Source organism: Parendozoicomonas sp. 2304DJ65-17, assembly GCF_058148445.1.
Genome location: NZ_JBYVJV010000005.1, coordinates 227,817 through 240,383, shown reverse-complemented (window position 1 = coordinate 240,383; position 12,567 = coordinate 227,817). Strand labels below are relative to the sequence as shown.

Genomic DNA, 12,567 nt, shown 5'->3' with positions numbered 1-12,567 from the left:
GGAGACTCTGGTTTCTTCTTCAAAGGCCAGGATGGCCTGAGAGCGACTTGATACAGGGATGTATCACTGGAGCGGAAGAAGATGCCAGAGTTTCGCCATTCACCCGAAAGTAATAAACAGAACTTCAGAATGAATCGAACCCAGCAACTCCACGCCTGGTTATTGCTGTTACCGGCCCTCGTGATGCTGGCAGCATTTACCCATATTCCCGCCGTGCAAACCCTGTTGCACAGCTTTTACAACAACCCGATGGGCGGCAAACCATCCAGCTTCGTTGGCATGGAAAACTTTGAGTTTCTGTTAGAAGACGAAACCTTCTGGCAGGTGCTCTGGAACAACTTTTGGTATGCGCTAGTCACTGTTCCGGCCAGTATTGCTCTGGCACTGATTATGGCCATCTGGGTAAACGGCAGACTGGAAGGTCGCGCGATTGTACGACTGGCGTATTTTACTCCCACCGTTCTGCCAATGATTGCCGTGGCTAATATCTGGCTGTTCTTTTACACACCAGAAATCGGCCTTCTGAATAATGTACTGGGCTGGTTTGGTATTGATGGCATCAACTGGCTGGGAGATCCTGACTTCGCCTTACCAAGCCTGATGGCAATGACCATCTGGAAAGAAGCCGGCTTCTTTATGATCTTCTATCTTGCCGCACTGCAAGGTTTGGATCGTTCACTCTACGAAGCTGCTGCTATAGAAAATGCGGGCCGCTGGCAGGTATTCAAACGTATTACCTGGCCACTGCTGATGCCAACCACGCTGTTTATTTTTATAAACGCACTTATCAATGCTTTTAAGCTGGTGGATCACCTTTTCATTCTTACCAAAGGTGGCCCGAACAATGCCAGTAACTTGCTTCTTTATTATATCTACGAAAATGCATTCAGCTTTTTCGACACAGCTTATGCCGCAACATTAACCACCGTAATGCTGATCATTTTAGCGCTGCTGGCCTGGCTGCAGTTTGGCGTACTGGATAAGAGGGTTCACTACCGATGATGGCCTTGGCAATAAATACCTCAGCAGTTGATAACCAATTGTCTCTGGCAGAAAAGCTCTGTGCTTGGGTTCTCGGTTTCTTGTGGCTTATGCCGTTACTGTTCGCATTCTGGGCAGCACTTCACCCCGCAGAGTATACAACCAGTTTTGATTTGTTCGCTCCTCTGACTCTCGAACACTTCTACTCAGCCTGGGAACAGGCACCTTTTGCCCGGTATATGCTCAATACCCTGATTATCACCATGATTATTCTTGGCTGCCAGCTGGTACTCTGCACATTGGCGGGTTATGTATTGGCCCGGATTCCTTTCCGAGGGCAAGGCTTGGTTATGGCGCTGGTAATGATGCAGCTGATGGTTATGCCAGAAGTTCTGATTGTTGAAAATTACCGTACACTGGCAAACCTGAATATGATCGATACCTGGGTTGGGGTTGGCCTGCCTTACATGGCCAGTGCCTTTGGTATTTTCCTGCTGCGACAAACCTTTGCCACAGTTCCACAGGCTTTGGATGATGCCGCCAGAGTAGAAGGCTGTTCACGTTTGCAAGTGTTGTGGAAAGTGTATGTGCCGCAGGCCAAGCCGGTCTATCTTGCCTATGCTCTGGTGTCCATCAGCTATCACTGGAATAATTTTCTCTGGCCGCTGGTGGTGACTAACACTGAAGCCAGTAGACCATTAACTGTTGGGATGGCCATTTTTGGCGCACCTGAATCCGGTGTGGATTGGCCAGTCATCTGTGCCGGCACCCTGATAGCTGTATCACCATTACTGGCAGCATTCCTGCTTTTCCAGAAGCAGTTTGTACAGTCGTTTATGCGAGCAGGAATTAAATAACCGGCTGGAACAACTCATAGTTAAGAGCGCTGCCCGGTTGTTCGGAGAGTTCTCGTGACCGTTCTGGCTACAATCCCCAGTAACCAAAAAGGAATCGGAGGAAACTCTGTTCGATAGTGGTTTCTGTAAGCGGGTCTGGCCTCTATACGTTTGATCCATTTCTGGGTGTTGGGAAACGGTTTGTAGGAATAACCCAGTAATCTAAGGGGAATGGTATTGGCAAACCAGGCAATATCTGCCAGAGAGTAGCTATTGCCTACCAACCACTTCTGCCCTTCAAGGGCTCGTTCCATTTTTTGGTGCTGCTGATGCAGAACTTCCAAAGCCTGAGCTGGATTGCAAGCGACTTTCTTTTGCCGTCGCAGCTGATGAAAGCGAGTACGATGAGGGATATGTTTTTGATAGAACTCCCAGTCTCTCGGGGTAGGCAAGCGGCCGTAACCATGAGAGTAAACATAATTAATTACGCCTGATTCATGGGAGCTTCTGGCCTCCTCTAACCAGATGTTCATTTCCTCTTTTAGTTGTGTCGCTTTTGGAACCAGAGAAGGTGATGGGAAGGTTTCTTCGAGATAGTGCAGAATATCAATAGATTCATGCATAGCTTTGCCATTGTGAACGATGGCTGGCACTTCTCCTTTTGGGTTGATGCGAATGTAGGCTTCACTCAACTGTTCGCTTTTCATCAGGTTGATTTTGTGTTTTTTCGGATTCAGCCCCTTCTCGGCCATGGTTAGTAATACACGACCGGAGCAATCTGATACTGGATGGTAAAAAAGATGCAGACCCTCCAGTTCTGTTGGATATAGCATTTCCATTGTTTCTTAATACCTGTTTTAAAGAATCTGTTTCCGGGAACTACTCAGCTAACGGACAAAACGGGCCACTTTTCTTTAAGGCCGCCTGATAGGCAGGGCGTTCACGCATTCGTTTTAAAAATCCATGAATGTGCGTGTACTTCTTGTCAATACCAGTGCGCACTTCGGCCACTTCCAGGCAGTAACCCATTACGATATCAGCTGCAGTTAATTCCTCTCCTGACAACCAAGTTGAGCAACTTAATTCTTGCTCCATAAAGGCAAGGTGACGGTTGTAGCGTGGCCATAGAAATCCATTACGTACCTTCTCAACAACCAGTTTGATGGCCGGGCGTATAAAGAAAGGCACTTTGGACACCATACGTTTGAAGATCAGCGCATCCAGTAAAAGGGGCATAAAGCTGGCTTGGGTGGCGTGCATCCAGTACAGGTAGCGGGCGCGTTGTGGATGGCCTGCTGCCGGACGCAAGTTTGAGTGGGGATGCTGATCGAGTATGTACTCGATAATTGCTCCGGTTTCAGGAAGCACCAAATCGCCATCGGTCACAGTCGGTGAGGTACCAATGGTATGAAGCTTTTTATATTCCTCTGGAGCGACTGTTAGAGGGCCGACACGTTGGTAGTGCAGTAGCCGGTAATCGGCACGCAGTTCTTCTAGTAACCAAAGAATGCGAATGGATTGGGAATTCTCCAGATGGTGGACGGTGATCATTGTTAACTCCAATAGATTACATGGAAATATATATCATGATATATATTTCCATGTAAAATAACCCCAAGAAAAATAGCAAGGTAAGAGGGTTAGAATTTTGCTAGAAGTTTACAGAGTTGCTCAGACTCTTTTGTGTTCAGGGGCAGCTTGTACGACAGTAAGGCTTTATCTGCTTGCTGGTGGGTTGTGCGTCCTTGGTCGGTTATTTCCACATATACGACGCGCTGATCTTCCACGCTGCGTTTTTTAATCACCAGCCCTGTATCTACCAGTTTGTTAAGGGTGCGGGAAACATTAGGCGTTTCGTCCAGCATCACAGATTTCAACTGGTTAACAGTCAGAGTGCCGTCTGGAGCACTGTCCAGAGCATGGAGGATTTGTAGCTGCAGCATTGATATGCCGAAATCACTGATTAACCGTTCCATGGCAACCTTGGATTCCTGAGCAACACAGACCAGCATAGCCAGAGCTTTTTGTTCGATGGTCAGGTTCAGATGTTCAAGGAGTTCTTTATTGGCCATAGGGTGGGAATCAAGTTAGGCAACTGTGAGAGGTTTAAAACGAATTTTAACGGTAGGCCACAACGGGCTCAAGGGTACTGACAGAGAGTGGCAGGAGGTTTTTATAAACTCAGCAGTTTTGGACACAAACCCAACTCTTCCAGGCACTACTCTGTGTACATGAAATGCGAGTTGTTCTCTGAGATATGTGAGAGGACACTCTGCCACATGTTTACGGAGACTGTTAATGAAAGTCACTCTTATCAAGGCTTCTGCCCCAAGCGAGTTTAAAAAGTACAAGAAAGCGCGAGGAGGCCCTCCCCAATCTCTTTTCTCTGCGGCTGCAGCAACTCCTGAACGCTATGAGCTGGAAATGATTGATGAGACAGTGCAGAAGTTGAATGTCTCCAAAATAAAATCCGACCTTGTGGTTTTGTTCTTTTCTACACCGGATGCAGTGCATGGTTATCGGATTGCAGACCAGCTGCGCGGTAATGGCATACAGGTTGTGATTGGCGGCCTTCACGCCACTTTTATGCCTGAAGAAGCTATGGAACATGCTAATGCTGTGTTAACGGGCGAGTGTGAAAATATCTGGCTGCAGATTCTGAAAGATGCAGAGAACAAACAGTTAAGTCCTTTGTACAAAGGAACTCCTGCTGATTTAAGTCAGGTTGCACACTATCCCACGCATCTAATTCCTCATTCCAAATATGATGGTTTCTGGTCGGTGCTGGTGAGCCGTGGTTGTCGTCATAAGTGCAGTTTCTGCCTGGTGCCAGGCATGCTGGGTGGCAGTCGTTATCGCCCGATTGACGATATCGTTAATGAGATAAAACAGCTGGATACCGACTGGCTGGAACTTCATGCGGATAACCTGACCGATGACCGTGATTATGCTCTGGCATTGTTTAAAGCGCTGGAACCTCTGAATATAAACTGGGTGGGTGAAACCACAATCAAGATTGCTGATGATCCGGAGCTGCTGGAAGCGGCGGCACGTTCAGGTTTGAAGTATTTGCTGATCGGTATTGAAACTCCATCCAAATCAGCTTTGAAATATTCCGGTAAAGGCTTTGTGAAAGCCGAGAATGTTAAAGCTCAGATTGCCCGCTTGCATGAATATGGCATTGTTGTGGATTCTGCGGCCATTCTGGGATTTGACGAGCACGATACAACGATCTTCAGTGAAAGCGCGGAGTTCTTCCATGATGCAGGTGTGGATGTGTGTGTGCCGGTGATTATGATTCCTTTCCCTGGTTCCCGAGTGTTCCAGCAGCTGGAGAAAGAAGGCCGGATTATGACGTACGACTGGTCGAAATATGATGGCACCCATGCGGTTTATAACCCCAAGGGAATGACAGCTGTTGAGTTGGAAGAGGGCGCTGAATCTTTTTACTACCAGTTCAATAAACCTGGGCGATACATCAAACGGAAAGCCCGGCAGTTTCGACAGCTTGGTGTGACGGCATCACTTTATATTTAACAGTTTTGGTGTTGTGCGTATTTGGAAAGGCTCAGTCGCTCTGACTGTAAATCCATCCCCCCGGAGAGCCTTTCCCGTTTTATAAGCTGTTCTTTCTTTTCTTGCACTCTGCTTGTGCAAGCATGACTTTTTCATAATCCAGATTCAGAGGATCGTACCAGTCAGAATTCAACTGAATGGGAGGCTTCCCGGACGGTTTCTCAGAAGGCATATACTGAGTGAATAGAACAAGCCCACCAACGGCCAGTGTTATCAGAAATAGAATGAATTTCTTTCGACTGAATGGTGCCGTTGCTGACATATGTCTCTCCCTTCCTACTATTGATTTACAGGTATTGGAAGATTATTGGGAAAGGTTCAGGGAATCACTGACGGGGTTGTTGGATTGGCTAACATATGTGTGTGACACACTCGTTATATACAAAGAAGTTTAGGGTCAAGAAACCTTTATCAATGGCGTTGGTCTTTCTTATACGGTAAATCCAATAAGCTGGGCTTTGTATTATGGAGAGAGCATTTTCTGACTCTAGGGTTCAATATGTCAGCGGGGCTGGGGGTGGCACTACTGAAAGGCCATCAAGCACTGATAGACCAGATATTTACGTCACCCATAGTGACGAGACACTTTCTCGCACATTGAGCTCAAGCCCTGTGCCCAGAAAACATCTTTATCAGCGGCAAGCTTCTCGGAGCCGGCTGGAATCCTGGGTAGATATTGAGAGTAAGGGAAGCGTTGTTGGTGAAGTGATGCTACCTGCGAAAGAGGGTTCAACAATACAAAGCATATTGCCATTCATGGGGGCTCAAGAGAGAAAGTTTTTAAAGAATGAATCTGCTTTCTGCGTCTTATCTTCAGAGTGCGAAGATAAAGCTCAGGCACAAGCTGCGTTAGAAAAGAGCGTTGACAGATTATTTCTTGGTACAAGAATGCTCCCAAATATCAGTAAAACACTGGGTCAGTTTTGCTTTAAAATGATGAGTTTGCGCAATTCACCTGCACACAATGCACTGGTTGCATATGCAGGTGGTCTAGCAAAGGCTGTCTGTGTATCCCCTCTCGATGATGCCAGCAGTCAAAGCTGGTCTGAATCCCTCAGTACACTTAAGCAGGCAAAGATAAGGCTGGAAAAGTTAGTACATGATTGTGAATGCGAAGACCCTGATAATTGTGAAATATACAGCGCAGACGGTTCAATACTGAATGAAATTATTGAAAACAAGATAAAAGAAATTCAGCTTCTTATGACTGCAGATTATCGTCAAGGTCATGTCATACATTCATTGGCTGGTCTTCTTTTCAGGGCTGCTTATAAAACGATTGATATAAGTACACAGGAAACTCCACCGCTTGCTGAAAGCCCCACGCCAGAAACTTTGGAGAGTGGGATGCACTTATTGAGCACCGGTTTAAGTAAGCAGCTCAGTGTTGGCTCCAGCCAAAGTAGTCAGGAAGAAACTGATGTGCACAGTGTGTCGCCAGGTTTGCTTACCGGAAGAACGCTTGATACTGGCAAGAAGCACTCAATGCACTTGAAGGTAGATAACCTGAATTCAGAGCTTCGCACAAGTATTCCTCATGATCACAGTGTCCACTGTCCGCAGAAGGTTCTGGCAGCTCTTACAGGAAAGGTAAAACATTGTGTGAGGCACGTACATGGACATAAACGTCAGTTTAAAGCTATGTATATGTCTGAATTGCTGGCTGAACCATGGGAGGAGCTCGTCCACTCTTTGTATATCCCCTATGGCTTGGATTCTTTGAAGGTGAGGTGTCAGATTATACCTGCAAACATGCTGCTTAAAGGTCGTTACGATGCAAAGCAAGGCGTTCCCAGCGTGATTCGTGATGAGAGTAAACATGTATGCAACCTGAATTGCAGTCAGATTACAGTTATGGAACAAGGACAAGAGAAGGACTTGCTTGTTGGCCTGCACTCCTCATGTTGCTGTGCCTTTGGCATAGAAGATGAACGCGCTCGAAAAGCTGCAAACCTGAATAAAGCCCGAGAAGTGTTGACGGCAGCTCTTGATAGGTATTTAGCCATTAATCCACAGGCTGCTCTGAATCTGGCTGAGCATGAAGTTCCTGTACTCGTTCTTTCGTTAATGACTCCGGACACTACTCGTCAGGCAGGTCATAAACTTGGTGTAGTCAAATTTAGCCAGGATGAAAGGAAGTTATTGCAAGAAAGCATAGAGGCCTTGAATACAGTTTGCAGAGAGGCCAGCGAAGGGGATGGTTTTCCTGTCGATCTTGGGAGTGGTATTGTTAAATTCCCGGTAAATTTTAAGTTGTTTCATTTTTGTTTTGGGGTAAATATTTTCTCTAAAAGCTTGTTAGGTAAGGTTTCAGGTTCTCAGAGTTATACTGACAGAATGAATGACCTTGCCTTTGAACAACTGTTTTCCAGCGATTTTTTTGAGCCATGTATCTCAAAGCTCTCTGATGAAAAAAAGACTTTGGCTATTGGATTAAAGAACTATCTGACTGGCCTCTATGAAAGTGGAATTCATAAGGGAGAGATGAGGCATACTTATATTATTCCAGAGGCTTTAATAGCTCTGGCCTTTTCAATGGGGATAATACCCTACTGGTTTTGTAAAAGTGGCACAGATCGAACTCTTGACTGCCTTCTTAATGTTTGGCGTTTTGTCTGTGATCTTCATGCAGGTTTGGGAACGAGTGCTCTTAATCTTGAAGGCCATCCCTATAGTGATGAATGTTATAAGCACCTGTTTCTTGGTGGAGGAGTGCAAAAGTTGCAGGGGCAAAACAGGGGGACATTAAATTTTAAGTCGGATACACATTTTGCTGAAGTGTGCCCCTCTATGGCTGATGAGGCCGTTTATGTAAAGTCGATGTTTAACTAACTCCTGCCTTTATCTGATTGTTGTATCGCAGTCCCTGGAAGGTACATTGTTTACGTGAATAAAAATGGAGCTTGTGTACTTTCGACTGACAGCCTTACAGTTCTTTATAGTTAAGAACTCAGGCAAGTAGCTGTTGAAGTTTTGCCTGAGTTTGTGCATTAAATGCTTTTATCTATTTCCTGCTATGAAAAGCCGTCGCGCTTTAAGAGACAACATAAAGTGCCCTTCACTTACAGCACAATCATCATCGTGCCCACCAATGTCAGGAATACGTTAGCAAAAGTGTAAGTGCCGGCATAACCCAAAGATGGAACATTACTGTCAGCTTCCTGGGTAATAACATTCAGAGCTGGTGTTGATGTCATGGCACCGGTAATTGCTCCGAGCAATAAAGCCCGATTCATTCCCATGCAGTAACGCCCGAAGATATAAGCGATCATCATCAGAGTGATTTCGATAGTGACACCACTGATAACCACCTGCAAACCTGCACTGCTCATAGCCGTGACAATGCCACCACCAGCTTTCAAACCAACATTAGCCATAAAGAACATCAGGCCGAGTTCCATCATTATATAAATGGCAGCCGGAGGAACCTGACCAAAGGTTGGTTGGTTCGCCCGTAAGTGACCAATCACAATACCAGAAAGAAGCAGGCCGCCCGCATTACCCAGAGTGACATCCAGCCCCCCCAGCTTAATGATAATCTGACCAACCAGCAGACCCATCACAATGCCCAGACAGAAGGTGATCAAATCGGTTGCGTGGGATTGTTTTTCTTCATAGCCCAGAATGCCGGTCAATCGTTCCAGACGAGAGCGTTCGCCGGAAATCAACATGATATCTCCCTTGGATACCCGCAAACCTTTGTTGATTGGCATTTCGATCTGGGAACGTTTGATCTTGTGAACAAAGCAGTGATGCTGTTCATCAATCGCAAGGCTGGAGAGTTCTTTACCTGTAACCTTTTGATTGGTTAAAACGATCTTGCGATATTCCACCTGGTGATCAAGCATTTCGGTATCGAGAATTTCATCGCCCAGCTCATAAGGAAACTTGCGAAAATCCCTTGGCTTACCAACCAGAGCAACAGAGTCACCTTCCAGCAGCGGTGTATCACCACTGGGTTCAAAAATACTGCCATTGCGGCGAATCTTATCAACCAGACAACCGGTGCGTTCATGGAGGGAAAGCTGGCGCAGGGTTTTGCCTTCAAGGGTTTCCGCCAGTTTGGCACTAACGCGGTACACCCGAATAATTGGCAGGTCACCTTTACCGATCGCATCCGGATCTGCTGTCAGGCCACGTTCCCGGGCCAACATTTCGGACTCGTTTTTCAGATTAATATTCAGAAGTTTGGGGAAGTAGCGAACGCCAATAATCAGCAGCAGAGTACCGGTGATGTAGGTCATGGCGTAACCAACACTCAGCATTTGCAGCAGATCAAATTCATTCCCTGGAGCCAGTTGTTTAATGGCATCCTGTGCACCAACCAGTGTTGGAGTGCTGGTGAGAATGCCTGCCAGCATACCGGCTGCCAGTGCTGGGTCCATATCCAGATACCAAGCAAAGATTTTAGCCATAACCAGCGCACTGCCGGACACAACTGCTGCCAGAAGAATATATTTGGAACCATCTTCAAGAAATACGCTGAAGAATCGTGGACCGGCCTGTAAGCCAACGCAGAAAATAAACAGAATAAAACCGATGTCGTCTAATCCGCCTGGCATCGACAAACCAAAGTGCCCGAATAAAAGTCCTACTAACAAAACCCCCGATGTCGATCCCAGCTCGAACGAGCCAAATCGCAGTTTGCCAAGGGTGTAGCCAAGAAACAGAACAACAAAGACGAGCAGTGGCACGCTCTTATGTAAGAGGGCCATAAGGTCAATTTCCACGGTAGTGTCCGCAATGATATGGGGGGGAGAATTGGCGCGAATAATAATACTGCCGATTGCGAAAATATTGATGTATATCAACGGAATTGCCGGTCAGTTAAAAATGATGAAAATCAGTTTTTCAGCTGAATTTTTTCTGCGGCTAATGCCCGCGTATTGCCGGTTTTACGAAGAGTTTTCTGGGCTTCCGTTGAATAATTAGTAAACAGCCCCGATAGTGAGTAAACAGTTCAGCGAATTTGCTTCAGGGAATAAAAACAATGCTCAGTTGGATCTGGTTATGGCTCCGCCCTTATAAATGGCAGATGACCGGCGCCCTTATTGCGCTGGTGTTTACTGCGGGCGTTACCCTGGCTTTAGGGCAGGGGGTTCGGCTGATGGTTGATCTTGGTTTTGTCCAGGGCTCCATCGAAGGCTTGGAGCAGGCGTTAATGTTTTTCCTTGTGCTGGTTGTGGCTATGAGTGTAGGGGCTTACTGCCGGTTTTATCTGGTGTCCTGGTTAGGGGAGCGAGTGGTTGCTGATATTCGGCGCAAACTCTACAGCCATCTGGTTACCCTGCAGCCTTCATTTTTTGAAGAGAATCTTTCCGGTGAAATTCAAAGCCGAGTCACAACAGATACCACTCTTCTTCAGTCTGTTATCGGCTCTTCGGTTTCTTTTGCTTTGCGCAATGTGCTGATTTTCTTTGGTGCTTTTGCCTTGATGGTGATCAGCAACCCCAAACTGAGTTTGATCGTTTTAACCGCCGTTCCTCTGGTTATTTTCCCGTTACTGTTTTTTGGCCGCAAAGTTCGCAAGCTCTCCCGGGACAGTCAAGATAAAGTGGCAGATGTTGGAGCCTGGGCCGGTGAAAGCCTTCAACATATTAAAGTTGTGCAGGCCTTTAATGGTGAGCAGCGGGTTGTAGAACGTTTCAATGGTTCTGTTGAAGGTGCGTTTCAGGTGGCCCTTCGCCGTATTCGCCAGCGCGCATTATTAATCGCTCTGGTGATGTTGTTGGTGCTGGGCGCTGTGGGCGGCATGCTTTATATTGGCGGTAAGGATGTTCTGGAGGGAACATTGTCTGGCGGTGATCTGGCGGCCTTTGTGTTCTACGCCATTATGGTGGCCGGCTCACTAGCTGCGGTGACTGAAGTATATGGCGAGCTGCAAAGAGCAGCGGGCGCTGCAGATCGTTTGCGGGAATTGATGGCTACTGAACCGGAGATTTTCTCTAAAACTGACCCTCAGATCATTCCAAGGGTTGAAGGTCGTATTCGGGTTGATGATCTTTCTTTCCGTTATCCATCACGACCCGATGTTCCGGCGCTGGATAATGTAAACCTGCAGGTGGAAGCGGGAGAGCGGATTGCTCTGGTCGGCCCGTCTGGTGCAGGTAAATCTACATTGTTTGAATTGTTGTTGCGTTTTCGTGATCCGGACTCTGGCTGTGTACTTTTGGATGGCACGCCACTGGAGGATATGTCTCTGGAGCAGTTGCGCCAGCAGTTCGCTCTTGTGCCCCAGCAACCGGTGCTGTTCAGTGCCAGCGTTCGGGATAATCTTCGCTATGGTGCTCCCGATGCCACAGATGAAGAGATTGAAGCTGCGGCTATTGCTGCTCACGCTGATGAATTTATCCAGCAGATGCCTGATGGTTATAGCAGCTTTTTGGGTGAGCAGGGTGTGAAGATTTCTGGAGGCCAGCGACAACGGTTAGCTATTGCCCGTGCATTACTGCGTAATCCTAAAATTCTTTTGCTGGACGAAGCAACCAGTGCACTGGATGCAGAAAGTGAACACAAGGTTCAGAAGGCTTTGGATCAGCTGATGGAAGGGCGCACCACATTTATTATTGCTCACCGTTTGGCAACCATTGCTCATGTTGACCGGATTGTAGTGATGGACCGAGGGCAAATTGTGGCTGTGGGTACCCACGACCAGCTGTTAGCCAGCTCGCCGTTATACCGACGGCTGGCAGAGTTGCAGTTCCGGGCTGCGTAATTCTTATTTTGGTTTGACCTCATGGTCATGAAGACAGCAGGGGCCGGTATCATGGAAGGTGACATTCTCTGGCGTAGGAATGTTTCCCACAAATGTGACCGGAACCCTGCTGATCCAGTGAGTATCTGAACTGCCACTATCCTGGATAAGTTTCACATCAAATAATCGGCCGTAAACCTTTCCCCCAACAAATTGTCTTTGGGTAATGCACACAGTCACTGAGTCCCCAGGCTCTCCGCTTATGCTGTTCACAGTAACATCATGGCTGACCGGCAGATCATAAAAAATGGGAATGTCTGTAGTTTTACCTCTGGTAAAGGCAAAAGCTAAATCTGAAGAGGTTTTGTTCTCCATCACAATACTTTGTTTGAAGTCTGCGTGGCTAAACAGGGATATGAATAAGGTAGTGGTAAGACATAAACGCTTCATAGGAAGTAATGCTGCTGAAATATGAAGGCG

Annotated in this window: 11 protein-coding genes; 5 read left to right on the top strand and 6 right to left on the bottom strand. The window is 46.8% G+C overall.

Annotated elements, in window-relative coordinates; all coding sequences use genetic code 11:
- Window positions 1–129: 129 nt before the first annotated feature.
- Together ACY2RR_RS14695 and ACY2RR_RS14690 are read left to right on the top strand one after the other, a co-directional pair.
- The gene (locus tag ACY2RR_RS14695) at window positions 130–1,002 is read left to right on the top strand and encodes a carbohydrate ABC transporter permease (protein WP_490108911.1); all 873 of its coding nucleotides are present in this window, start codon (window positions 130–132) and stop codon (window positions 1,000–1,002) included.
- Window positions 999–1,838 (top strand): carbohydrate ABC transporter permease, encoded by an 840-nt coding sequence (locus ACY2RR_RS14690; RefSeq protein ID WP_490108910.1) that lies wholly within the window; start codon window positions 999–1,001, stop codon window positions 1,836–1,838. Before ACY2RR_RS14695 ends, ACY2RR_RS14690 begins: the two co-directional genes overlap by 4 nt.
- 20 nt (window positions 1,839–1,858) lie before the next feature.
- Here the strand turns inward: ACY2RR_RS14690 and ACY2RR_RS14685 are convergent, their stop codons facing one another.
- From ACY2RR_RS14685 to ACY2RR_RS14675, 3 genes are all read right to left on the bottom strand, one after another.
- Window positions 1,859–2,656 carry a glutathione S-transferase family protein gene (locus tag ACY2RR_RS14685; RefSeq protein WP_490108909.1) on the bottom strand — a complete coding sequence of 266 codons (798 nt, stop codon included), beginning with the start codon at window positions 2,654–2,656 and terminating at the stop codon, window positions 1,859–1,861.
- Window positions 2,657–2,696: 40 nt separating this feature from the next.
- A complete protein-coding gene (locus tag ACY2RR_RS14680) occupies window positions 2,697–3,368 on the bottom strand; it encodes a glutathione S-transferase family protein (RefSeq protein WP_490108908.1) in 672 nt (223 codons plus the stop codon).
- Between the two features lie 89 nt (window positions 3,369–3,457).
- Window positions 3,458–3,889 carry a MarR family winged helix-turn-helix transcriptional regulator gene (locus ACY2RR_RS14675; RefSeq protein ID WP_490108907.1) on the bottom strand — a complete coding sequence of 144 codons (432 nt, stop codon included), beginning with the start codon at window positions 3,887–3,889 and terminating at the stop codon, window positions 3,458–3,460.
- Between the two features lie 226 nt (window positions 3,890–4,115).
- Between ACY2RR_RS14675 and ACY2RR_RS14670 the strand changes: the two genes are divergently transcribed.
- Window positions 4,116–5,354 carry a B12-binding domain-containing radical SAM protein gene (locus tag ACY2RR_RS14670; RefSeq protein ID WP_490108906.1) on the top strand — a complete coding sequence of 413 codons (1,239 nt, stop codon included), beginning with the start codon at window positions 4,116–4,118 and terminating at the stop codon, window positions 5,352–5,354.
- Between the two features lie 79 nt (window positions 5,355–5,433).
- Here the strand turns inward: ACY2RR_RS14670 and ACY2RR_RS14665 are convergent, their stop codons facing one another.
- A complete protein-coding gene (locus tag ACY2RR_RS14665) occupies window positions 5,434–5,655 on the bottom strand; it encodes a hypothetical protein (RefSeq protein WP_490108905.1) in 222 nt (73 codons plus the stop codon).
- 350 nt (window positions 5,656–6,005) lie between these two features.
- Between ACY2RR_RS14665 and ACY2RR_RS14660 the strand changes: the two genes are divergently transcribed.
- Window positions 6,006–8,225 carry an inositol phosphate phosphatase SopB gene (locus ACY2RR_RS14660; protein WP_490108904.1) on the top strand — a complete coding sequence of 740 codons (2,220 nt, stop codon included), beginning with the start codon at window positions 6,006–6,008 and terminating at the stop codon, window positions 8,223–8,225.
- A 230-nt stretch (window positions 8,226–8,455) separates the two neighbouring features.
- Here ACY2RR_RS14660 and ACY2RR_RS14655 read toward each other — a convergent pair whose 3' ends face one another.
- Entirely contained in the window at window positions 8,456–10,108 is a 1,653-nt protein-coding gene (locus ACY2RR_RS14655; RefSeq protein WP_490108903.1) for an aspartate-alanine antiporter-like transporter, read from the bottom strand.
- Between the two features lie 275 nt (window positions 10,109–10,383).
- Between ACY2RR_RS14655 and ACY2RR_RS14650 the strand changes: the two genes are divergently transcribed.
- Window positions 10,384–12,108, top strand: coding sequence for an ABC transporter transmembrane domain-containing protein (locus ACY2RR_RS14650; RefSeq protein ID WP_490108902.1), 1,725 nt, complete (start codon window positions 10,384–10,386; stop codon window positions 12,106–12,108).
- Between the two features lie 3 nt (window positions 12,109–12,111).
- On the opposite strand, the gene ACY2RR_RS14645 is transcribed toward ACY2RR_RS14650, so the two are convergent.
- Window positions 12,112–12,537 (bottom strand): hypothetical protein, encoded by a 426-nt coding sequence (locus tag ACY2RR_RS14645; protein ID WP_490108901.1) that lies wholly within the window; start codon window positions 12,535–12,537, stop codon window positions 12,112–12,114.
- Window positions 12,538–12,567: the final 30 nt, after the last annotated feature.